The sequence below is a fragment of the Streptomyces sp. NBC_01260 genome (assembly GCF_036226405.1).
GTDB lineage: Bacteria > Actinomycetota > Actinomycetes > Streptomycetales > Streptomycetaceae > Streptomyces > Streptomyces laculatispora.
Map to the genome: position 1 here is coordinate 2,521,732 of NZ_CP108464.1, position 21,324 is coordinate 2,543,055.

Consider the following 21,324-nt stretch of genomic DNA (forward strand, 5'->3'; position numbering starts at 1 on the left):
GACCGACGCCGTAAGGACTACAAGTGGAACTGGCCTATTACTCGGACTACGCCGTGCGCCTGGTCAACACCGAGGAGCCGGCCCGCAACAAGGACGCCCTCACCTCGGTCGACGCGGTGCGCGAGCTCTTCGGCGTCAACGGGCAGGCCGCCCGCCGGGCGACCGACGCGGATGTGACCCGCTTCCGGTCCGTCCGGGCACGGCTCCGCTCGGTCTTCGAGGCGGCCGACGGCGGGGACGAGACGCTGGCCGTGGACCTGCTCAACTCACTGCTGCTGGAGTTCCCGGTCAGCCCGCAGATCTCCGGCCACGACATCCGGGACGCGGACGGAAAGCCGGACTGGCACATGCACCTGGCCGACCATCCGTCCAACGCCACGGCGGGCTACGCCGCGACCGCAGCGATGGGCCTCGCCTTCCACCTCACCTCGTACGGCGTGGACCGGCTCGGTCTGTGCGAGGCGGCACCGTGCCGCAACGCCTACCTCGACACCTCGACCAACCGCTCCCGCCGCTACTGCTCGGACCGCTGCGCGACCCGCGCCAACGTCGCCGCCTACCGGGCCCGCAAGCGCCTGGAGACGGAGCGCGCCGCCGAGACCGGCCGCAGCGCGGAGACCGCCCAGCCCGCCACTCCGCGCAGCGAACGCTGATCCTTCGTCAGCGGCCGGTAGCGCGCCCGGACCCTGGCCAGCACGAGCTCCTCGGGCACGGTCCCGTAGTCCGTGCTGTCGCCGCCCGCGAACCGGTTGTCACCGAGCACCCACCAGCCGCCGGTCCGCCGCTCCACGGCCCGTTTGACCACCAGCAGGTCCTGCTGGAACGGATGTCTCAGAATCACCACGTCACCGGGGCGCACCGGCGCCCCGTACTGCACGAGCAGCCAGTCCCCGTGGTGGAGCGTGGGCACCATCGAGGGCCCCGTCACCTCCACCACCTGGAACGGCACCCGCGCCGCCAGCCCCCGTGCGGGCTGTTCATCGGTCAGCTCCGGCACCTCCGGCACCTCCCGCATCTCTCCGGCACCTCCCCGTCCGTCCAGTGCACCGTCCACAACAGCGTTCCGTACATTCGGCCACTGGTCCCATCCTCACCCTGGACTTTTGGCCTAAGCCCATGGGGGCACCCACTATTTCGCGCCTCTCACGGAGTAATGTCCCACCTGAGAAGACGATCACGAGGAAGGACAGCTCCATGCTTTCCCGCCTGTTTGCCCCCAAGGTGAAGGTCAGCGCCCACTGCGACCTCCCCTGCGGCGTGTACGACCCGGCCCAGGCCCGCATCGAGGCGGAGTCCGTCAAGGCCGTCCAGGAGAAGTACCAGGCCAACGAGGACGCGGACTTCCGCACTCGCGCGATCCTGATCAAGGAACAGCGCGCCGAGCTCGCGAAGCACCATGTCTCGGTGCTCTGGAGCGACTACTTCAAGCCGCCGCACTTCGAGAAGTTCCCGGAGCTGCACCAGCTGGTCAACGACACCCTGAAGGCGCTCTCCGCGGCCAAGGGCTCGAACGACCCGGCGACCGGCCAGAAGGCTCTGGACCTGATTGCCCAGATCGACAAGATCTTCTGGGAGACCAAGAAGGCTTGATCTACGGTTAGGCGGTCTGACCTGCGGTTTCTCTGGTCAGACGGCCTACCGGTCCGCACCCGGTCCGCAGGCCGCCGAGAACGGCGTCCATCACGGACCGGGTGCGGTCTTCTTCTCCCGGCCACAGATGCGCGTAGATCCGCAGCGTGATGACGGCGGACGCGTGGCCGAGGACCATCTGGACCTGCTTCACGCTCGCGCCGCCCGCGATGAGCGCGGAGGCGTAGAAGTGCCGCAGGTCGTGGGTCACCATGTGCGGCAGCTCGACGGGCTTGCGGCCTTCGCGCCCGGCCGCCTTGTTCTCCTCCGCCTGGAGCGCCTTGCGGACGCAGTTCCACTCGGTCTTCCACCGTCGGTAGTTGAGCGGTTCCCCCTCCTCCATCGTGAACAGCCACTCCGTGGACGGGCGCGTGGCGAGGTGCCCGAGGAGCGCGTCGGTGACGACCTCTCCCACCGGAACCGTCCGCCGGGACTTGGCGGTCTTCGGCGGACCGACCTTCCCCGACTGGAGCCGCTGCCGCTCCACGCGAATGCTTCCGGCCTTGAAGTCGATGTCCGACACCGTCAGGCCCAGCAACTCACCTATGCGCAAGCCTGACCCGGCGAGCACGACGACGGCCGCGCGGATGTAGGGCGGCATCACGCGCGCCATCGCCTCGACCTGGGCGACAGTGGGCGGGGTGACCTCCTCGTCCGGCATCACCGGAAGGGTGATCCGGCGGCACGGACTGGAGGCGATGACCTTGTCGTCCACGGCCGCCGTCATGACGCGCACGAGGACGTCGTGGACGTTCCGGACGCTGCCAGGGCCGAGCTGGTCGGACAGGTGCTTGAAGAGCACTTGTATGTCGTAACGGCGTATCGCCGCCAGTGAGCGGGCGCCCAACGCCGGTACGAGATGGAGCCGGAGCGCGATATCGGTGATGCGCTCACCCGCCTCGCTCGCGATGAGCGAGCCCTGCCACCTCTCGGCGTACTTCTGGAACGTGCTGCGACCGGCGCGCGGGTCGACGTACTGACCCATGACCACGCTGGCTGTGACCTCGTCGAGCCAGCGCTGGGCGTCGAGCTTCCGGTCGAAGTGGCGAGCGTGCTCCTTGCCGTCGAGATCACGGTAGCGGGCGCGCCATTTGCCGTTGGGGCGCTTCTGTACGTTCGCCAAGTGGCTTCTCCTCTGTGCTGGTTGTCAGTAGTGGCCCCCGTCCTCGATGTCGCCGCTGAGGACGCGGGCGTCTCGCTCGTCCCCCATGAGGCGGAGGCATTGCTCGTGGATCGCCCGCGAGCTGTCCGGGTGGGCCTTGATGTGGCCGGCGACGGCGACCACGGCACGGTGCAAACGGTCGCGGGCGTCACGGGTTTCGTAGAACGCTTCGACGGCTTCCTGGACGAGCCGTCGGCTGTCGACGTCAAGCCCTTCGAGGGGCGGCGACATCAGCTCTTCGAGGGGGAGCTCGAAGACGCGGGAGAAGGCGAGCGCCTCGTCGAGGTTGATCCGGCGACGGGGTGAGCCGTTCTCGATGCGCCAGACGGCCGTCTGGTTCATCTTCACGCCGGCCCTGGTCACCCGTTCGGCCAGCTCGGTCGTGCTCCACCCTCTGACCTCGCGCTCCAGGGCCACGCGGCCCGCCACGTTGCCTTCGCTGTAGAGCAGCGGCACTTCGCCGCCCTCGGCCTTCTCGCTTGCCATCGAACCTCCATCGCGACCGTCGCTATCCAAATTGAAACATGCGCTTCCCGGTTTGGCTAACCCCCGATCATGAGGTACTGATTATGCGAATCGAATCGCCGCCTAGCCGAATAGGAACGCATGCGATACCTGACCACCGCCGAGGTCGCCGAGCGCTACCGCACCGCCGAGAGCACCGTCCGCTACTGGCGCCAGCTCAAGAAGGGGCCGCGCGGCATCAAGGTCGGCAAGCGGGTGCTCTACCCCGAGGCCGAACTGCTGCGCTACGAGCGCGCGCTGATCGAGGGCGGAGGGGACTGGGGCCTGGCCTCATGAACCGACGGCCCGTCCGGACACAGCAATGGCCCTCGGCGCGCCTACGCCGAGGGCCGGAGATTCCCCTGCACGTCGCCCATCCCTGAACGAACTGGCCGGGGGCGAGACCTTGCCCGTCTCGCCCCCACCTGAGAGGAACATCTATGAAGGACCCTACGTCCCCCGCCACCTCGGAGGCATCCGGCGTTGCCTGGCCACCGATCGCGGTTCCAGGCCAGGGTCTGCCCCGCGACCGGCAGACATGCCCCGCCATCGGAGGCCCGCCCGCCGATGCTCCGCACCGGAGCTCGCGCGATTCGCAACCTGCCGAGGCCAGTGCCCCGACAACAGCGTCGTACAGCGCAAGCGATCCCGCTCCAGGCGGACCAGAAGCCCAAGACGGCGGCGGGGCAGCAGGCGAAGGCGGCGCGATGCTGGACGACCTCCGCACGGCGATCGGGCGGTACGTGGTGCTGCCGAGCGACGAGGCCCTGACCGCCGTCACCCTCTGGGTCGCGGCTTCCCACATCCAGCCTGGCCTCCAGCACGCGCCACGGCTGGCGGTGGTCGGGCCGACCAAGGGGTGCGGCAAGTCCCGTCTCCTGGATGTCCTCTACGAGACCGTCCACCAGCCGATGATGACGGTGAACACCTCCCCCGCCGTCGTCTTCCGCGTCATCGGCAAGAACCCGCCGACGCTGCTGGTGGACGAGGCAGACACCATCTTCGGCCCCAAGGCGGGCGACAAGGAGGACCTGCGCGGCTTGCTGAACGCCGGGCACCAGCGCAACCGGCCCGCCTGGCGGATCTCCGGGCCGGAACACAAGCCGACCGCGTTCCCCACCTTCGCGATGGCGGCGCTGGCTGGCATCGGCGACCTGCCGGACACGATCATGGACCGGGCGATCGTCATCCGCATGCAGAAGCGCAAGCCGGGCGAGCGGATCACCCCGTTCCGCTCGCGGTACTCCGTGCCGGAACTGCACGCGCTGCGCGACCGGCTGGCCGACTGGCTGGTCCCGCTGCGCGGCACCGTCGCGGGCGCGGTGCCGAAGATGCCCGTCGAGGACCGCGCCGCCGACACATGGGAGCCGCTCGTCATCGTCGCCGATCTCGCAGGCGGGCATTGGCCCGCGCGGGCACGTGCGGCCTGTCTGGCGATGACGCGCAACGAGGTGGTCCAGGACGAGCAGACGACGCTGAAGACGCGGCTGCTGCGTGACATCCGCCGCGTCTTCGACCAGGAGAGCGGCAAGGAGGCTCTGCGTAGCCAGGACCTGCTCGCCGTGCTGATCCAGGATGCCGAGGCTCCGTGGGCGGAGTACGGCACGAAGGGGATGAACGCCTACCACTTGGCCAACCTGCTGCGCGACTTCGGTATCAGCCCGGCCAACTGCCGGTTCGAGAACGGCAGGCAGGCCAAGGCGTACGCCCGTAACCAGTTCGTGGACGCCTGGGCTCGCTACTGCCCGGACCCCGCCCCATCGGTACCCACAGCCGAGGTCCCGGCACGTCCGACCCGGGGCAGGCCGCCCGCCCCTCCGTCCGGGACGCTGCCCACCGGCCCGCCGGGAGGGCCCGCAGGCCCCAGGGCCACTCGCTGACTCCAGGTCCGCATCAATCCGTCGCATCCGTCCCCGCGCAGGTCAGCGCGGGGACGGACCACCTCGGCGTTACGGATCACTCCGTACCTGCGGCCCCCTCCGTACCTGTGCTGACCAGCCACGCGACGGATGCGACGGATGCGACGAAGCCCCACCCCCACGACTGACGGAGCACCCCTATGCCCGAATCGAACGCCGACGACACCACCTCCCGCCGCCGCAGGAAGCTGTTCAGGCTCACCCGACGACCAGCAGCAAGCTGGAGCGAACGAGCCTCTAACGAGGCTTCGTCCGCGCTTGCCCCCGCCCCAGGGGTGGCGGAGGACAAGGCCGAGCGCCAGGGGGCGCCCGAGCCGGGGCAGAGGGTGGCGGAGGACTCTTGCCAGCCCGCCGACTCCGAAGCTCCTCGTACTGAGCCGCAGGCCGACGTCCCACCGCCGGTCGAGCAGCCGTCCTGGCGAGATCTCGACGCCCCCGCGCTGCCCACGCGGATGAACCGCAAGCGCACGGTCGAGAAGCGCGATCAGGAGAAGACCATCCGCTTCACGCGCACGGCGGTTCAGGTGATCAGCGCCGCTGCACACCAGCGCGGTCAGAGGTTCGCCGGGTTCGTCGGGGACGCCGCCCTGGCTGTTGCGCAGGGCAAGGCGGGGATGGTCGGCAGCCCGGAGGACGATCCTCTGCGCCCGCTGATCGAAGCGGTCGAGGCGCAAACCGTCGCGCTGAATCGCATCGGCGGCAACCTCAACCAGATCACCGCAGCCATCAACCGAGGAACCGTGTCCGAGCGCGCCGAGACGGTTCTCGACCGCGTCGAGCAAGCCGCGCAGAACAGCTTCCACCTCATCGACCAACTCCTGGCGGGAGGAAAGGTTCATGGTTCCTGACGTCTCCACCGGCTCCGACAGCTGCGGACTGATCGCCGACCTCTTCGGCCCCGGCCGCCGCGACGAACACACCAACCCCCACATCGTCGCCGCCTGGAACATGGCCGGCGCCCCGGACCCCGGCCGCGACCCGGCAGCCACCTACTCCCAGCTCGCCAAACGACTCGACCACCACGTCGACCTCCGCACCCGCGAGCTGGGCGGCAAGAAGCCGCCACAGCACGTCTGGCACTGCCCGGTCCGCACTGCGCCCGGCGACCGCTACCTCACCGACGCCGAGTGGGCCGAGGTCACCCGCCGCGTCGTGCACGCCACGGGCATCGCCCCCGAAGGCGACGAGAGGGCATGCCGATGGATCGCGGTACGCCACGCCGACGACCACATCCACATCATGGCCACCACTGTCCGCGCCGACGGACGCCGCCCACGCACCCACCAGGACGGCCGACGGGCACAGGCCGAGTGCCGTCGGATCGAAGCTGAGTTCGGTCTGCGCCGCCTGAAGTCCGGCGACCTCACCGCGCCCCGCACCCCCACCGGTGCCGAACGCGCCAAGGCCGAGCGCCAGGGCCAGTCGGTGACGGCACGGCACTGGCTGCGCGAGCGGGCATACGCGGTCGCCGCCGCCGTACACACCGAAGCCGACTACTTCACCGTGCTGCAGTCCCTCGGCATCAAGGTCAAGACACGCCTCGGCCCCGAGAGCGGCGACGTGATCGGCTACAGCCTCGCCGCACCCGGCGACACCAACAGCGCCGGCGAACCCATCTGGTACGGCGGCTCGAAACTCGCCCCCGACCTCTCCATCAACCGCCTCCGCGAACGCCTCCCCGACCAGGAGGTAACCGACGGCCCCAGGTTCGCGGCAGATCCCGCCGAGCCGTGGCAGCACACCATCACCGCGATTCAGACGGCGCACTTCGCCCTCGACTCCGACGACCATGCCGCCGCCCAGGCCCACCTCGCCGCCTTCGGCGACGCCCTCTACAACATCGCCAGCGCCTCGCCCGGCCCGCACCGCGCAGAGCTACGCGCAGCCGCCTCGGCGTTCAACCGCCTGTTGGTGGCCACGGTGATGACGCTGAGGCAATCCCTGACGGGCACGGGGCTGGGATGGGTATGCAGCGTGCTCTGCCACCAAGCCGACCAGACGTCCCGTAGGGCCTCGGCCAAGGGCAAGTCCCAGGTGGTCCAGCCCGCGTGGATCAAGCGGGAGGCGATGAGCTCCTCGTCGATGTGGAGCCGGCCGGTGACGAGTAGGCGAATGATGCGCGGGACGAGGTGACGATAGAGACGAGGGAAGTCTTCCCAATGATCAGGCGTCTTTGCGGCAACCGAGGAAACCAGGTCGTCGCCTATGAGGTGCAGCGGGCCGGAGAGTTCGGCGAAGTCGTGCTCGCTGTAGCAGTACGTGCATCCTGTGACGAGGAAGGGAGCTTCTGAGGCGAAGGCGTGGTCCAGGGCATCGAGAGCTGTCATGAGCTGCTCAGAGCAAGACATGAAGACCTGCCGGGGGACTCCGTCCGGGTGACCGGCGAAGATCGCAGGCTATCAGGCCGTCCCCCGCCTCTCACGGAATACCTCGACGGTCCGAGTGGAGGGGAGCGAAGTTCCGTGAAGGATCTTTCTCCGATCCTCACACGGGCGACTCGATAGGGTCGGGCCATGATGGAGAGTCCCGTGGTCGAGCTGCTTGAGACCGAGTACCGACGTGTTTGGGACCGCTTCTACGACGAGTTCAAGTTCCGGCCGAGTACGAGTTCTTTCAAGTGGCCTGCCATCAAGGAGCCCGTCGCATCGGTTACCTGGAGCCTTGCCGTGCTTGACGACGATCCTGAATACGAGCGTTTGGACCGCTTGGTCGAGGTGGTCGAGCAGGGGCTGAAGTCCTGCATGGGTCGGAGCGGAACACTGCTCGCGCTCGACTGGCAGCACACGTCGTATCGCTTCGCACCGCTGGGCGTCGGCGGCCCCGGGCAGCCGGCCTGGCCTTTGAGCCCGTATCCCGATGGGGATTACTACATCTACCTCTCGGAAGACTTCCGGACGGGCAGTTTTGGGCACCCCTGGGAACAGTCCCTCTGTCTGTTCGGTCAGGAATTCCTCGACGCCGCATCCGCGGAGGTGGAGAAGCTTCTCGGCCAGCCGATCCGTAGGTCCGGCAGGGCAGTCGGCACCGCCTGAGTTGGGCCCCCGACTCCACAGGAACCAGGGAGTCAACCCCACAGCGCATCCTGATGCCCTCGCTGCTCTGCTCGCGGCAGCGAGGGCATGAGCGTCAAACGGCGCGGGCTGTGGGTAACTGCGCGAGCCACTTCGTCACCTCGGTCAGATGCTCGGGCTGCAGCCCGAGATGTGGGTCGGGCTGAACGATCAGTGTCGGCGTTCCGCCGGCGGTACGCTCCGCCGCCCAGTCGTGGTCGAGGCTGGTGAAGTCGTCGTCGATCCAGACGGCGGGGGCGTCTGCCAGCCAGACATCGACGTGGTCGCGTTTCCAGAGGTAGCCGTCGGGGTGGCTGGTGGTGATCTGAGGGCGAGGCAGGTCGAGGTAAGGGAAGCGGGGCAGCCCCAGGAGGGGGCCGATGATCGTGGTGGCGTCCTTGCGCCAGCTCGTGCACCACACGGGGGTGACGATCCCGCTGGTCAGGAGGTCGGTGAGAATGCCGCCCTGTCTCGGGTCGAGCCAGACGAGCACGGGATCGTCAGAGTTCCGACCGGTGGGCAGGACGGTGTGGCGGACGTGGGTGGGCGGGGTGCTGCCGTCGGCGGCCGGGAACGGGATGAGGACGCCGTCGATGTCGAGGAGCAGGTAGGGCAGGGGCATCGTTTCCTCCGTCGGTCAGCGTTTGCGGGCGGTGATCAGGAGGGTGGTGGGCCACGGGTCGCGGCGCGGGTGCCGCAGCTCCACCGTCGAGGTGACGCGCAGGCCGGTCCGGGAGAGGTGGGCTCCCCAGCGGCGGGCGTCGAACTCCCATCGGGCGAGGGGCAGTCGGGTGCGGTCGGGCATGGTGACGTAGTCCTCGCGCGGACGGTCGTCCGTGGATGGATGTCTTCCGGCCCGTGCCGGGTGAGGAACGGAGAAGGCCAGGACACCGCCCGGTCTCAGGCGTCGTGAGACGGCGGTGAGGAGGAGCTCGGGGGCGACGAGGCCGACGGCGCCGAAGACGGAGTAGATCGCGTCGAAGGTCCGGCCGGTGGCCTGCAGGTGGTGCAGTGCGTGCCCGGCGGCAAACGTGGCGCCGTCGATGTGGCCGTAGTGGGAGCGGGCGCGGCGTACCTGGAGGCCGACCAAGTCTACGCCGGTGACGCGGGCCTGGAGGTACTTCGCGAGGTGGGCCACGTTGTGGCCGGGGCCGCAGCCCAGCTCCAGGACGCGTTTGCCGCACAGGTCCCAGCCCAGGATCTCGGCGCCGGGACCGATGCCCGCGTGGGTGCTCCACTCCATCCGGGCAGGCGCGGCAAGGGCGTGTGCGGGGGCAGCGGCTGTGCGCTGGGCTGCGTGGGCGTACCAGGGGGAGACCTGGGCGAGCACCTAGACCTCCAGAAGTTGGACCACGTCGTTCAGGTGGCGGCGGACGACGGGGATGTACGCGGGGTCCTTGGCCGGGTCGTCGATCCAGCGGATGGCCTGCTCCATGAACCACTCCACGGCCCACATGCGGTGCCAGCCCAGTGCCCATGCCTCGGCGGTCAGGCCGCCACGGGCGGCGAGGGCGTCCTCATGACCGCCTGCAGTGACGTATTGCTCCAGGAGCACCCGCATTCGGAAGGGGCTCGGTACGTCGGTGGTGCCGTGGTAGGAGGCGAGGTCGATCAGGCCGGGTCCGGTGAAGGCGCGGGCGAAGTCGAGGAGATGCCAGCCGTTCTCCCCGATGTGGACGCTCGTGGGGTGGAACTCGGAGTGCACCCAGCCGAACGGGTCGAGCGTCGCCCCCTGGACACGGGTCTCGGCCGCGGCGGAGATCTTCCCCAGCGCGGTCTCGATGTCGTCGCAGTCCGTCCAGCGGTCGGTCTTCCGCAGCCGCTGGAGGTGATCGAGGGCTCGGCAGGGCAGGGCTGCGAGGCCGGCACCGTCGAGGAGGGGCAGACCGCCGGCCGGGCGGGCGGCATGGAGCATCACGGCGGCGGCGACACCGTCGAGGTCGTCGGCGTCCCGTACGGGAGTGCCGAGGTCGTCCATGAGCATCCCGAGCCACTTGTCCTGCGTGGCAGTGGCGTGGAGGGCGGGGACCGGGAGGCCGCGCTGGTATGCCGCCCGCAGGGCCTGGGCCTCGCGGTCGAAGGGCTCCTTGGCGTACTTGAAAACGGCTGTGGTGCCGTCGGGGAAGGTGACGCGTTCGACGCCGGACATGCCCCAGACGCGAATCTCGGCACGTTCGGGGAGGGGCTTGCCGACGAGGGTGCACAGGTCGTCCAGCAGGGTGGCGGACAGGCTCTGGTCCATGGGGGTCTCCAGGGGACTGGTGGGCTCCGGGGCGGGCGCGCGCGAGCTGGCCCGCCCCGGAGCCGTACTGGGGTGGGTTACTCGGCTGCGGTCACGCGGCGGGCGTAGACCTGCTCGATCCAGCCCGCCTTGAACTCGGCCAGGTCGTCACGGAAGTTGGCCATCGAGGCACCGTAGGGCGCGACGACGCCGCCGGACTGGTCCGGCACGGACTGGCAGCCGTGCACCAGTCGGCCGCCGAGCGCGGCGTGGGCCTTGATGGACTCGATCCGGCGGTGCTCGTTGAACCAGCCGCCGTGGTAGACCTCGTCCAGCATTCCGCCCGTCTCGTCGTCCAGGTCGAAAACGACGGACGTGGCGGCGGGGAAGAACCAGCACGGGCCGACGTTGGAGATGTGCCCGTCCAGCTCGACCTTGTTGAGCGCCATCAACGTCGCTGCCTCGCGCAACATGCGCAGATGATCGGCAGTGATCTGCGGCAGGCCGAGGCCGGCCAGGTGCTCCTCGCGGAAGAGGTACGAGTACACCCCGTACGCCGTCGCCAGCACGCGGGCCGCGTCGGACGTGGACTCGCCGTGGTTCTTGATGAAGTCGAGCGCGAGCTGCTCGACCGCGCTCTCGGTCGTCTCGTCCACGTCCAGGAGCTGGGCCTTCACCAACTCCCAGTCGGCGACGAGCCAGGTACTGGACTCGAAGCGGAAGAAGTACTCGGCCGGGTCGATGGCGATGCGCCGGCCGTCCACCTGGATGCCAGGCAGGCGGTTCCAGCGGGGGTCGAAGGCGTCGGGCAGCTCGACCGTAATGGTCGCGGTGTCGATGGTGGTCACCGTTTCTCCGTCTCTGATCGTCCGGACCGGGGCACAGGAATGCCCGAGCCCGTTGGGGCGTACGGAACTTGGGGCCGCCCGGCCCGAGAGTGGGGCGGCTGTCGATAAGTGAACCGTCCGCTACGCAGAGTGGGTACGGTGTGACCGAGGTCAAGCGGTATACACGGTTTACGGATTCAGAGCGGAGGCGATCATGCCGACACCGACCAGCGGCAGCTCCCGCCTGCGCGACACGATCAACGCCGCCGGGTGCACGTACGAGACACTCGCCAAGGACGTACGCCGCATCGCCGCCGAGAACGGCGAACTGCTCCAGACCAACAAGTCGGCCATCTCCCACTGGGTGGGCGGTGCCCGCACGCCGTCCGGCCGGGCAGGCCAGTACCTCGCCGAAGCCCTCTCCCGGCGGCTGGGCCGCGTCGTTACCCGAACCGAGCTCGGCCTCCATTCACCCGACACGGAGTCACCACCGGACACCGACCCCGTCACCGCGGTCACCGACCTCGGCCGCGCGGACGTCGAGCGCCGCCGCTTCCTCGCCATCGCCGCCTTCACCACGGCCGGCGTGGCCATGCCACTCCTGCACGACCACGAAGCCACCTCGCGGATGCTCCGTGCCCGCACCGCCCACTCCCTCGTCGGCAGCGACGACATCGACGTCGTACGACAGATCACGGCAGCCTTCAGCGCCGCCGACGAACGGCTCGGCGGCGGGCACGGCCTGACCACAGTCACCGCGTACCTTGCCGACACCGCCGCCCCCATACTGCGCGGCCGCTTCCCCACAGAAGCCTTACGCCAGGCCGCCTTCGGCGCCGTCGCCGAACTCGCCTACCTCGCAGGGTGGAAGCACCACGACCTCGGCCACGAAGGCGCTGCCCAGCGCTACTACCAGGTCGGCTACCAACTCGCCTGCGAAGCCGACCCCCACGGCCACGCCGCCTGGATGATGCGCGCCCTCGCCCACCAGTCCCTCAGCCTCAAGCAACCCCACCACTGTGTGGACCTCGTCAAAGGAGCCCTCACCCGCGGCCTCGGCCACGTGGACGGCCAAACGGAAGCGCTCCTCCACATCACACACGCCCGCGCCTACGCAGCGGTCGGCGAGAACCCATTGGCCGCCCGCGCCCTCCTCCGAGCCGAGGACGCCCTCCTGCGCGAGGACGGTCCCCAGCCCAGCTTCTCCCGCGTCAGCGGCCCAGCAGCCGGCACCGTGGCCAGCCACACCGCACGCACCCTGACCGACCTCGCCGACCACATCGGAACGGAACAGCAGCACCGCGACGCGCTCACCCGCTGGGACCCGGAGAAGTACAAGCGCGTCCACGCCCTCACCCACGCCGACCTCGGCGACAGCCTTGCCGCCCAGGCACGCGCCGACGAAGCCGTCGCCGCCTGGACCCAGGCCCTGGTCCTCATGGAGGGCATGACCTCCGACCGCACCCGCAAGGCCATCACGTCGATCCGCTCCACCCTTGCGGTCTACCAGCGCCGCCGCGTCCCCGGCGCCGCAGATCTCGCCCGCCGCGCCCGCGAGGCCCTCGCCTAACATGCCCAACAACCTGCCCGAAGAAGGGAACTCCGTGACTCAGCAGACCGACAACCGCCCCCCAGCCCTCAAACCGGCGCTCGACTCGATGACGCTGCTGGTTGCGGCCGTCATCGTCCACGACAAGGCCACCAACCGCGTCGTGCTCCTCCAGCGCAGCGAGAACGCCAAGTTCGCCCAGGGCATGTGGGACCTCCCCGTCGGCAAAAGCGAGCCGGGCGAGCCCATCACGGAGACCGCGGTCCGCGAGCTCTACGAGGAGACCGGCCTCACGGTCAAGCCCGAGTCCCTCAAGGTCGCCCACATCATCCACGGCGCATGGGGCGTCGAAGCCCCCAACGGCTTCCTCACGGTTGTCTTCGCCGCCCACGAATGGACCGGCGAACCCGAGAACCGCGAACCCCGCAAGCACTCCCAGGTCCGCTGGGTCGACGCCGACGCCATCCCCGAGAATTTCGTGGACACAACTTCAAGCGCCCTCACCAGGTACCTAGCGGGCGGCCCGGAAGTCTCACTGGATGGCTGGAGCTAGGGACTAAAGGCACTTTGCGGAGCAGGAAACCGCCCTCCCCTCGCTGATTCAGCATCACAGTGCTCCATGAAATTCGGATTCCTAGAAGTTGAGTGCAATGTGAGTAAGGAATTCATCGGCGCCCATTTCATGCGTCGATGCGCCAACCCTCACGAAAAATCGCCCACCGTACGTGATGGGCTTCCCGAGTGATCGCGGCTTCATAACCCAAAGGACCCTGCCATCGCACACGATCGGGCTGAAAGTGTGAGCCAAAGCGGTAGAAAAATCAGAGTCCACTGGAGCGGAACGAATCTTATTCTGCCACTTGAGCCACCACGAGTCGACATCGTGCCCCAGGTGGGCGATCTGCTCCTGTGTCCCTACGACTTGTTTGCCTTGAATCTCGATGGATGACACGCCGAAGAGATCCTCGAGCCGTGCTGCCGCTGAGGTCTTATCCGCAACGCCGATGAGGATGAAACCGCTGGCATCCCTGCCCCAATTAGCCATTCCAACGGCGGCTTGCATTACCTCATCGAAAAGCCCTACGTTTTCGACTGGCGGGTTCGAGAGTTCACAGAAGCCTTGCTTTAGCTCGGCAAGTGGAGCTTCATTTACAGGGCCTTGCAGATAGCTTTCGATCAGGAGTCGAGAATTTAGCTGCTTGGCTGCACTCTTAGGCTCAGGCTTAAAAAACGATTTCCTTAGGCGCCGTTTCACTTCAGGATAGAGAGTTGCCTTTCCAGCCTTCCCCCATGCACTACCCCCAGTGGGGATTGAGAGGCCGCCACCCCAGAAATTATCCAAGACATCCCGGATCGCCTCCATGGAAAGCGGCTGCAACCCATCCACAAATACGAGTTCATAGAAAGAAGCGAAGATTGCCTGGAACTGCCGTTGAGTCCCCTTTTCGTAGGTCTCCAAGTGAACCATGTGGCGGCCGAGAGAGCCGTGATCGCGCATGGCATCGTCGATCAACTCGACAATGGCGACGATGCGTTGCTGCAAGTTTTCGACGCCCACAGCGTTGATTGCCGCCTCGACCTCCGCAGGGGATGCCGACTTGATCCTTCGAGGCAGACCATAGGCTACATCCCGATTCTGCCACCCACTTGTCGGCCAGGGATCGAGAACGGCATCAAGGATCAGGTCTAGGACGACCTCTTCATCGCCAGACGAGCGAATGTCTTCCGCCCCGATGATGTCGTGTCGTGTCCAGAATATCCGATCAAGATCGAGACCGTATTCGAGATCCTTCCGGGAGATGGAGAGCTTCTCCATCTCTCCGAGAGTGAGACTTTCGGTGAAAGTGCCATCACCGCGAATGGTGGCACTGGCACGCCGGACGACATCAACCAGCGGGCCAGTAACACCGGCCTGTCGAATTTCATGCAAACTCAACCGTCTTCCGCCACTGTTAATCCTGCGGAACACTTCATCGATAGATGAAGTGGCAGCATCTCGATAAACCGAGACGGGAATCTGGTAGTTGGCAATCTCCAATGATGCTTCTCGGGGCATTATAGGCTGCTTTTGCTCCAGCTCTCCGGAGTGCAGCTTATCAAGGGTGTCACCCGTAGTCGCCAGATCGAAATACTCGCCTTTATATGGGTACTTATTCTCCATAAAGGAAAAGAAGGCTTCTAGGCGCTGAAGGCCGTCGATCAATTCGTAAATCTCGACGCCGGATTTTTTTCTCTGAGCAAGAAGAATCAGCGGAATCGGTAGCCTATTGACTGCAGAGTCGATTAGTTTCTCTTTTTCGTCCCGCGTCCAAACTAGCTTCCGCTGGTATCGGCGATCGACAATTAGTTTGTTCTTGCAATACTGGTTATAGAGTTGAATGAGGTTCTGTCCCTGCACGGAAAGCTCTGAGCTCTGCATGCGGATCACGCTAGTCCACGGAGCCACGAACTACTCGGTGAATGGCAGAACTGCATGAAGCCTATGGCTTCGCGTCGTGTTGGTGATGAGGAAGCCAGTCGCCTACAGAGGCACGTGCAGGCTCCGGGCAGGCGCTGGGCACCCTATCGTTGTGGTCACGAAGCATTACCACGCCTTCCGTCAGAGGATCCGTACGCCCTTGGATCTCCTCGCTCCAGTGGCGCCTCTCCCCCAGTCCGCACACAGTCCGCAGGACACCCAATCAGGATCGTCGCACCCCATCGCTGGCCAACGGCAAAAGGCCAGGTCAGCGGCCCACGGGGTAGATCCTCGCAGTTCACCGACCTGGCCCATTACTAGGGCCTGTATCGAGTCGTGATCAATCTGCGGGATTCGCCGTCGCTTCGGGGGCGGATCCTGTAGTCCGGTGTGCATGACGCGGAGACAGCTGACGGACGAGGAGTGGGGGTACGTGGAGCCGTACTTGCCGATCGGCGAGTACGGGCCGTACCCCACGAAACTGCGCGAGCAGTTCGAGGGTGTGATCTGGAAGTTCCGCTCGGGCGCGCAGTGGCGGGAGATGCCGGCCGAGTTCGGCGCTTGGCCCACCGTGTACAACCGGTTCCGCCAGTGGCGGGATGCCGGGGTCTTCGAGAACCTGCTGGAAGGTCTGATCGCGAAGGCTGCGGAGCGGGGCGAGGTGGACCTTTCGCTGGTCAGCGTGGACTCCACCACTACACGTGCCCACCACGACGCCGCCGGGATGCGCCTTGATCCGGAGACGCTGGACGCCCTGGAGAAGGCGGCCGAGGAGGAGAGGACCCGCTCAAAGGGGGCGACAGCGAGGAACAAGTCGGGCAGGACACCGACGTCGAGGCCCGGCGGGTCGAACGGCGACGCGTCCGGCGACGCCGCAAGCTCCGCCTGAAGGCCGCCCTGCTCGGCCGCTCGCGGGGCGGGCAGACCAGCAAGGTCCACGTCGCTGCCGACCGCAAGTGCAGACCGCTCGTCCTCACGCTCACCGCCGGACAGGCCGCCGACAGCCCGCAGTTCATCCCCGTGCTCAACAAGGTGCGGGTTCGCCTCCCGGTCGGCCGTCCCCGAACCCGGCCCGACGCGGTCGCCGGAGACAAGGCGTACTCCTCCCGAGGCAACCGCGCCTACCTGCGCAAACGCAGCATCAAGGCAGCCATCCCGGAGAAGAAGGACCAGACCGCCAACCGGAAGAAGAAAGGCCGCCGGGGCGGCCGGCCCCTCACCCACGACGCCGAGCTCTACAAGGACCGCAACACCGTCGAGCGCCTGATCAACAGGCTGAAGGCATGGCGCGGCATCGCCACCCGCTACGACAAGACCCCCGAGAGCTACCTCGCCGGACTCCACCTCCGCGCCTCCATGATCTGGATCAAGGACCTCACGCGAACCACTCATTGATCACAACTCAATACAGGCCCTAGGGAGACCAAGAAGGCTTGATCTCTGGTTAGGCGGTCTGACCTGCGGTTTCGCTGGTCACGCCACCTACCCGCCCGCACCCGGTCCCGCCGGTCGCCGAGAACGGCGTCCGCGCGGGCCGGGTGCGGTCTTTTGCGCCGCGAGGCCGGCCCGTTCTCAGGCCTCGGCCCGGCCGGCCGATTGATACCAGCCACCCGCAAGGGGCTCGTACGTCAGCACCGCACGGTTCTCCCGGTGCAGGAAGTGCGCGGCGACGTCGCGGACCTCCTCGGCCGTGATGTCGAGCAGGTTGCCGAGTGCGCTGCGGGCGAGCTGGGCATCACCGAAGAGCACGGCGTAGCGGCAGAACTCGTCGGCCCGCCCGGCGACCGTTCCCAGCCGGTCCAGCCACTCGCGCTCAAGCTGGGCCTGGGCGCGTTCCAACTCGTCGGGCAGGGGTCCCTCGGCGGCGAATCGGGCCAGCTCCTCGTTGACGGCTGCATCGATGGCCTCGACCTCCCCGGCGGTGGCGTCGCCGACGGCCTTGACGTCGAGCCAGGCCATGGAGGGCGCCCCGACGAGCCGCAGCAGGCCGAACCCGGCCGAGACGGCGAGCCGGTCGCGGCGCACCAGCCGGTTGTGGAGGCGGCTGGACTCGCCACCGCCGAGGACGGTGAGCGCCAGGTCGGCGGCGTCGCAGAGGCGGGTGCCGTCGTGCGGCATCCGGTAGGCGGCCATCAGGGCACGGTTGGGCACGTCCTCGACCAGGTGCCGGCGCTGTTCGCCCGCCATCGTGTCCTCGGGGAGCGCGCCGGAACGCGGCACCGGCCGGCGGTGGTTGGCCGGAATGGACCCGAAGTACTTCTCCACCCAGGCCAGGGTCTGCTCGGGGTCGATGTCTCCGACGACGGAGAGCACGGTGTTGTCGGGGGTGTAGTACGTACGGAAGAAGGCGCGTGCCTCCTCCAGAGTCACCGCGTCCCGGTCCGCGTTGGAGCCGATGGGGGTGTGCCGGTAGGGATGCCCCTGCGGATAGACCAGCTCGACCAGCCGCTCGAAGGCGTCTCCGTAGGGGACGTTGTCGTACCGCTGGCGGCGTTCGTTCCTGACGACGTCGCGTGCCCGCTCCAGCACGCTGTCGTCCACGGCTGCGAGGAGTGAGCCCATCCGGTCGGCCTCCAGCCAGAGCACGAGCTCCAGCTGGTGGGCGGGCACCGTCTGGAAGTAGTTGGCGCGCTCGAAGCTGGTGGTGCCGTTGAGCGAACCGCCGGCTTGCTGCACCAGCTCGAAGTGGCCGTTGTCCATGACCTGGGCCGAGCCCTGGAACATCAGCATGCAGAAGAGGTGCGCCAGGCCCGTACGGCCCTTGGGGTCGTGGCGGGAGCCGGCGTCGTACCAGACGTTCACGGCGGCGACCGGGGTGTTGTGGTCCTCGGAGAGCAGCACGCGCAGGCCGTTGGGGAGGCGGTGCTCGATGATGTCGATGCCCGCTATGGCGGAGGCGGACCGCTCGGCGGCGCCCCTGAGCAGGTCCCCGGCGGCCTGCTGGCGTGCGGCGTGGGCCGCCCCCTGCTGCGCGGCGGCGCCCAGCAGCCGCCGTTCCGCCGTGCGCAGCTGCTCGGCCTCCGGTCCGACCCGGTCGAGGCGGGTCTGCTCGCGCAGTTCCTCCAACTCGCGGATACGTTCCAGGACTTCCGCCTGCAGCGCTCGCTCCCTGGCCTCGGCCTCGGCCAGCTTCCGGCCCACTGTGGCGAGTTCCTCGGCGGGGTCGACGATCTTCTCGGGTGGAGCGGCGTTGTGCGCGAACACGAAGTCCCGGGCCGCGTCGATGCTGCGCTCCTGCGGGATGGGCCGGCGGTCGCGGGCGAGGTTGTCGTGCAGCTGGGAGAACAGCGGGTGCAGCTTCAGCCCGGCCGGCTGGCCGGGAACGCCCGCGTCGACCAGGTCGGCGAGGTACTTGGTGAAATAGGTCTGCGGCTGCGCCGCGTGCGCGTCGGCCTCGTACCAGGCGGTGGCATCGGCGCTGCTGGCGGTCATGGTGTAGGCGCCGGTCCGGGAGGCCCGCTCCAGCACCTCTTCGGGGGAACCGGCGAGGGCGTGGTCGCGGTGGGTGGCCAGCCCGGAGAAGCAGCAGTCGAGCATGACCACCTTGGTGGCGGCGCGGCTGTAGCCCATGCGGCCCGGCGTACGGCGGTGAACGGCAGACTCGTGGTCGCCCGCCGGTGCGGCTCGGTGCGGGAGCCGATCAGCCCCAGACAGAGCTGGTCCTCGTCGTCGATCTGGCCGTGCCCCACGTAGTAGAACAGCGCCACGTCGGTGGTGTCCTCGAACAGGTCGAGCAGACGGTCGGACAGATCACCCGGGCCCGGCTCGTTGGGCAGTACCGCCACCCGGTCCTCCGGCCAGCCGCAGCGCGGGCCGGTGAGCAGCCGGTACATGCGGTTCAGACTGTGCCGGGCGGCGGCGACCGAGGTGAGATGCGTGTAGTCCCACGTGCCGATCAGCACGGCTCGCGAGCGCCCGTAGTCGTGCAGTGGCCGCTGGTCAGTCATCGAGGAGCCGCTCCAGGATCGGCATGACCTCCTCGACGTTGGTGGCGTCGACGGTCACCTTCTTCCCCCGCACCGACACAGTGACGGAAATGTCGCTGCGCTTCGCCCGCAGGTACTGCGGCAGGATCTTGATCACGGTGACCAGTCCGGTGCTGGCGGCCAGCACGCTGAGCACATCGAACGCGCCCTGCTCGCCGGGGCCCGGTGTTCCGGGCGTCCGGCGGACCTCCGCTCCCGGAGGCAGGGCCAGAGTCAGCCAGGTCCGCAGCGAGCCCAGCTCGCCCTGAGGGTGTACGGCCAGCTCCACGCTGTGTGCGGCCTCGGTGCCCATGACGCCCCCGCATCCCGGTGGCGCCGACCCTGCCGACCCTGGCAGGCCCGGGCTCATCACCATCCGCAGGAACTTCGGCGTCCACTCCGCCAACACCGACGCGTTGAGCATCGGATCTCCCTCGGAGACAATCACCACCCAGGAATAACTGTCAAGCGGTGCAATCCAGTTCAGGTCAGGGCCGTTCCGGGCGCGGATGCCGGCCCGCGCGCCGGCGGCCGAGAAGGCCGCCGGCGAGCAGCGCCCCGGCCAGGACCAGCGCGGAGTTGACCAGGATCGCGACCGCGACACCCGACAGGACGGCCTGCGGGCCGCTGTCGCCGAGGCCGGACATCCGGGCGGTGGCGATGGCGCTCATCACCGGGATGCCCAGCGTGATGCCGACCTGCTGGGTCATCGTGGCGAGGCCGGTGGCCAGGCCCTGCTCGTCGTCGGGGAGGCCGGAGGTCGCGGTGACCATGAAGCCGACGATCATCAGCATGTTGCCGACACCGCCGACGAACGTGGCCGCCAGCAGCAGCCAGATCCAAGTCCCGGAAGTGCCGAGCGCGACCAGGGAGAGGGTGGCGGCGGCCTGGACGATACCGCCGGTGACGATGGTCGCCCGGTTGCCGAACCGGCCGACGGCGCGGCCGCCGAGGGTGCCGCCGATGACCGTGCCGATGCCGAGGACGCCGAAGGCGAGGCCGGTGGCGAGGGGCGAGTAACCGAGGACTTCCTGGAGGTAGAGGGTCAGCAGGAAGACCAGGGAGGTCTCGGTGACGAAGGCGATCAAGCCGGTGACGTTGCCCCAGATGACGCTGCGGCGCTTGAGGATGTGTACGGGGACGAGCGGCGCGGCGGCCCTCTTCTCGACGGACCAGAAGCCGATGAGCAGCGCGGCACCGGCGAGCAGCGCGGCCAGGGTGGCGGGCGCGGTCCAGCCGGTCGCGCCGGCCTGCGTGAGTCCGTGGACCAGGAGCAGCAGTCCGCCGGTGACGGTCGCGGCTCCGGGCACGTCGAGGCGGGGCCGTGCGGCCGGGCGCGAGTCGGTGATGACGGACGGGGCCAGGGCGACGACGAGTGCGGCGACGGGCACGTTGACGAAGAAGGCCCAGCGCCAGGAGAGCAGATCGGTGAGCAGTCCGCCGAGGATCGCGCCCGCCGTGAACCCGGCGGACATCAGGGCCCCGTTGAGGCCCAGGGCTCGTTCGCGCAGCGGGCCCTCCTTGAACGCCGTGGTCAGCAGGGCGAGTCCGGCCGGGGTGACGGCCGCGGTGGCGAGGCCCTGGAGGACACGGGCGGTGAGCAGTACGCCGGGGGAGGTCGCCAGCCCGCCCAGGGCCGAGGAGAGGCCGAGGACGACCATCCCGCCCATGAAGACGCGCTTGCGCCCGACGAGGTCGGCGACGCGGCCGAACAGGAGCGTGAACCCGGCGGCGGCCAGGGCGAACGCGGTGGCGATCCACTGCAGGTCCGGGAGGGCGAAGCCGAGCCCCTCGCCGACGACCGGCAGGGCGACGTTCAGGATCGAGAAGTCCACCGCGATCATGAACTGGGCGCCGAGGAGGAGAGCGAGGACGAGCTTCTGCTGGCCGGTCATACGTGGTGCGGCCACCGGCGGGGCCGCGGTGGCCGGGGCACTGCCGGTGGCGCGTGACGGGGTCTGGCTGGGTGCGGACATGGTTGCCCTTCCTCGGGCGGAAGTTTTAACGGTTCTGTAGTTCCGTTAAGATGAGGCGACCGTA

At 68.2% G+C, this 21,324-nt stretch carries 20 protein-coding genes and 2 pseudogenes; 10 read left to right on the forward strand and 12 right to left on the reverse strand.

Annotation, left to right across the window (positions count from 1 at the left end; all coding sequences use genetic code 11):
• Positions 1-23: 23 nt before the first annotated feature.
• Complete coding sequence (locus OG322_RS10725) at positions 24-653, forward strand: CGNR zinc finger domain-containing protein (RefSeq protein ID WP_123461604.1); 630 nt, start codon at positions 24-26, stop codon at positions 651-653.
• Here the strand turns inward: OG322_RS10725 and sodX are convergent.
• Positions 557-1,015, reverse strand: a complete 459-nt coding sequence (gene sodX / locus OG322_RS10730) for a nickel-type superoxide dismutase maturation protease (protein ID WP_123462467.1) — start codon at positions 1,013-1,015, stop codon at positions 557-559. The two genes, OG322_RS10725 and sodX, sit on opposite strands and share 97 nt — an antisense overlap.
• 179 nt (positions 1,016-1,194) lie before the next feature.
• Between sodX and sodN the strand changes: the two genes are divergently transcribed.
• Positions 1,195-1,590, forward strand: coding sequence for a superoxide dismutase, Ni (gene sodN / locus OG322_RS10735; protein ID WP_123461603.1), 396 nt, complete (start codon positions 1,195-1,197; stop codon positions 1,588-1,590).
• Positions 1,591-1,597: 7 nt separating this feature from the next.
• Here sodN and OG322_RS10740 read toward each other — a convergent pair whose 3' ends face one another.
• Both OG322_RS10740 and OG322_RS10745 read right to left on the reverse strand, forming a co-directional pair.
• Positions 1,598-2,752 (reverse strand): tyrosine-type recombinase/integrase, encoded by a 1,155-nt coding sequence (locus OG322_RS10740; RefSeq protein WP_124285022.1) that lies wholly within the window; start codon positions 2,750-2,752, stop codon positions 1,598-1,600.
• A gap of 24 nt (positions 2,753-2,776) precedes the next feature.
• On the reverse strand, positions 2,777-3,277 hold the full coding sequence (locus OG322_RS10745; protein WP_100561490.1) for a helix-turn-helix transcriptional regulator: 501 nt from the start codon (positions 3,275-3,277) through the stop codon (positions 2,777-2,779).
• A 120-nt stretch (positions 3,278-3,397) separates the two neighbouring features.
• Here OG322_RS10745 and OG322_RS10750 point away from each other — a divergent pair, with 120 nt between their 5' ends.
• The 5 genes and pseudogenes from OG322_RS10750 to OG322_RS10770 all read left to right on the forward strand — a co-directional run bounded on the left by OG322_RS10750 (position 3,398) and on the right by OG322_RS10770 (position 8,246).
• Positions 3,398-3,592 carry a helix-turn-helix transcriptional regulator gene (locus OG322_RS10750; RefSeq protein ID WP_124285021.1) on the forward strand — a complete coding sequence of 65 codons (195 nt, stop codon included), beginning with the start codon at positions 3,398-3,400 and terminating at the stop codon, positions 3,590-3,592.
• Between the two features lie 143 nt (positions 3,593-3,735).
• Positions 3,736-5,175, forward strand: coding sequence for a DUF3631 domain-containing protein (locus OG322_RS10755; RefSeq protein WP_443066540.1), 1,440 nt, complete (start codon positions 3,736-3,738; stop codon positions 5,173-5,175).
• 314 nt (positions 5,176-5,489) lie between these two features.
• Positions 5,490-6,062: a hypothetical protein gene (locus tag OG322_RS10760; RefSeq protein WP_123461601.1), complete on the forward strand. Its 573-nt coding sequence runs from the start codon at positions 5,490-5,492 to the stop codon at positions 6,060-6,062.
• Positions 6,052-7,119, forward strand: a pseudogene (locus tag OG322_RS10765) (relaxase/mobilization nuclease domain-containing protein); the annotation flags it as partial. The gene OG322_RS10760 and the pseudogene OG322_RS10765, both read left to right, overlap by 11 nt.
• Before the next feature lie 623 nt (positions 7,120-7,742).
• Positions 7,743-8,246, forward strand: a complete 504-nt coding sequence (locus tag OG322_RS10770) for a DUF2716 domain-containing protein (RefSeq protein WP_241200136.1) — start codon at positions 7,743-7,745, stop codon at positions 8,244-8,246.
• A gap of 94 nt (positions 8,247-8,340) precedes the next feature.
• Here OG322_RS10770 and OG322_RS10775 read toward each other — a convergent pair whose 3' ends face one another.
• The 4 genes from OG322_RS10775 to OG322_RS10790 form a co-directional block, all read right to left on the reverse strand.
• Positions 8,341-8,886 carry an HAD domain-containing protein gene (locus tag OG322_RS10775; RefSeq protein WP_329306349.1) on the reverse strand — a complete coding sequence of 182 codons (546 nt, stop codon included), beginning with the start codon at positions 8,884-8,886 and terminating at the stop codon, positions 8,341-8,343.
• Between the two features lie 15 nt (positions 8,887-8,901).
• On the reverse strand, positions 8,902-9,594 hold the full coding sequence (locus OG322_RS10780) for a class I SAM-dependent methyltransferase (protein WP_329306350.1): 693 nt from the start codon (positions 9,592-9,594) through the stop codon (positions 8,902-8,904).
• Complete coding sequence (locus OG322_RS10785) at positions 9,595-10,506, reverse strand: aminoglycoside phosphotransferase family protein (RefSeq protein WP_329306351.1); 912 nt, start codon at positions 10,504-10,506, stop codon at positions 9,595-9,597. It abuts the gene before it with no gap.
• A gap of 77 nt (positions 10,507-10,583) precedes the next feature.
• The gene (locus OG322_RS10790) at positions 10,584-11,333 is read right to left on the reverse strand and encodes a hypothetical protein (protein WP_329306352.1); all 750 of its coding nucleotides are present in this window, start codon (positions 11,331-11,333) and stop codon (positions 10,584-10,586) included.
• Between the two features lie 193 nt (positions 11,334-11,526).
• Between OG322_RS10790 and OG322_RS10795 the strand changes: the two genes are divergently transcribed.
• Both OG322_RS10795 and OG322_RS10800 read left to right on the forward strand, forming a co-directional pair.
• Entirely contained in the window at positions 11,527-12,882 is a 1,356-nt protein-coding gene (locus tag OG322_RS10795; RefSeq protein ID WP_329306353.1) for a tetratricopeptide repeat protein, read from the forward strand.
• A gap of 1 nt (position 12,883) precedes the next feature.
• Positions 12,884-13,414 carry an NUDIX domain-containing protein gene (locus OG322_RS10800; RefSeq protein WP_329306354.1) on the forward strand — a complete coding sequence of 177 codons (531 nt, stop codon included), beginning with the start codon at positions 12,884-12,886 and terminating at the stop codon, positions 13,412-13,414.
• An 81-nt stretch (positions 13,415-13,495) separates the two neighbouring features.
• Here OG322_RS10800 and OG322_RS10805 read toward each other — a convergent pair whose 3' ends face one another.
• Positions 13,496-15,280, reverse strand: a complete 1,785-nt coding sequence (locus OG322_RS10805) for a DUF262 domain-containing protein (protein ID WP_329306355.1) — start codon at positions 15,278-15,280, stop codon at positions 13,496-13,498.
• 433 nt (positions 15,281-15,713) lie between these two features.
• Here OG322_RS10805 and OG322_RS10810 point away from each other — a divergent pair.
• A pseudogene (locus tag OG322_RS10810) lies at positions 15,714-16,714 on the forward strand (IS5 family transposase).
• Between the two features lie 177 nt (positions 16,715-16,891).
• On the opposite strand, the gene OG322_RS10815 reads toward OG322_RS10810, so the two are convergent.
• From OG322_RS10815 to OG322_RS10830, 4 genes are all read right to left on the reverse strand, one after another.
• A complete protein-coding gene (locus tag OG322_RS10815; RefSeq protein ID WP_266413100.1) occupies positions 16,892-18,244 on the reverse strand; it encodes a M16 family metallopeptidase in 1,353 nt (450 codons plus the stop codon).
• A gap of 503 nt (positions 18,245-18,747) precedes the next feature.
• Entirely contained in the window at positions 18,748-19,266 is a 519-nt protein-coding gene (locus OG322_RS10820) for a hypothetical protein (RefSeq protein ID WP_329306356.1), read from the reverse strand.
• Positions 19,259-19,708, reverse strand: a complete 450-nt coding sequence (locus OG322_RS10825; protein ID WP_124285009.1) for an effector-associated constant component EACC1 — start codon at positions 19,706-19,708, stop codon at positions 19,259-19,261. The genes OG322_RS10820 and OG322_RS10825 overlap by 8 nt, the downstream gene beginning before the upstream one ends.
• Before the next feature lie 64 nt (positions 19,709-19,772).
• On the reverse strand, positions 19,773-21,260 hold the full coding sequence (locus OG322_RS10830; protein ID WP_329306357.1) for an MFS transporter: 1,488 nt from the start codon (positions 21,258-21,260) through the stop codon (positions 19,773-19,775).
• Positions 21,261-21,324 lie beyond the last annotated feature (64 nt).

Excerpts from the sequence above, each read along its gene's own strand:
- OG322_RS10745 (WP_100561490.1), bottom strand. The coding sequence starts at position 3,277 with ATGGCAAGCGAGAAGGCCGAGGGCGGCGAAGTGCCGCTGCTCTACAGC.
- OG322_RS10805 (WP_329306355.1), bottom strand. The coding sequence starts at position 15,280 with ATGCAGAGCTCAGAGCTTTCCGTGCAGGGACAGAACCTCATTCAACTC.
- OG322_RS10775 (WP_329306349.1), bottom strand. The coding sequence starts at position 8,886 with ATGCCCCTGCCCTACCTGCTCCTCGACATCGACGGCGTCCTCATCCCG.
- OG322_RS10800 (WP_329306354.1), top strand. The coding sequence starts at position 12,884 with ATGCCCAACAACCTGCCCGAAGAAGGGAACTCCGTGACTCAGCAGACC.
- OG322_RS10755 (WP_443066540.1), top strand. The coding sequence starts at position 3,736 with ATGAAGGACCCTACGTCCCCCGCCACCTCGGAGGCATCCGGCGTTGCC.
- OG322_RS10825 (WP_124285009.1), bottom strand. The coding sequence starts at position 19,708 with ATGCTCAACGCGTCGGTGTTGGCGGAGTGGACGCCGAAGTTCCTGCGG.
- OG322_RS10750 (WP_124285021.1), top strand. The coding sequence starts at position 3,398 with ATGCGATACCTGACCACCGCCGAGGTCGCCGAGCGCTACCGCACCGCC.
- OG322_RS10785 (WP_329306351.1), bottom strand. The coding sequence starts at position 10,506 with ATGGACCAGAGCCTGTCCGCCACCCTGCTGGACGACCTGTGCACCCTC.
- sodN (WP_123461603.1), top strand. The coding sequence starts at position 1,195 with ATGCTTTCCCGCCTGTTTGCCCCCAAGGTGAAGGTCAGCGCCCACTGC.
- OG322_RS10830 (WP_329306357.1), bottom strand. The coding sequence starts at position 21,260 with ATGTCCGCACCCAGCCAGACCCCGTCACGCGCCACCGGCAGTGCCCCG.
- sodX (WP_123462467.1), bottom strand. The coding sequence starts at position 1,015 with ATGCGGGAGGTGCCGGAGGTGCCGGAGCTGACCGATGAACAGCCCGCA.
- OG322_RS10795 (WP_329306353.1), top strand. The coding sequence starts at position 11,527 with ATGCCGACACCGACCAGCGGCAGCTCCCGCCTGCGCGACACGATCAAC.
- OG322_RS10820 (WP_329306356.1), bottom strand. The coding sequence starts at position 19,266 with ATGACTGACCAGCGGCCACTGCACGACTACGGGCGCTCGCGAGCCGTG.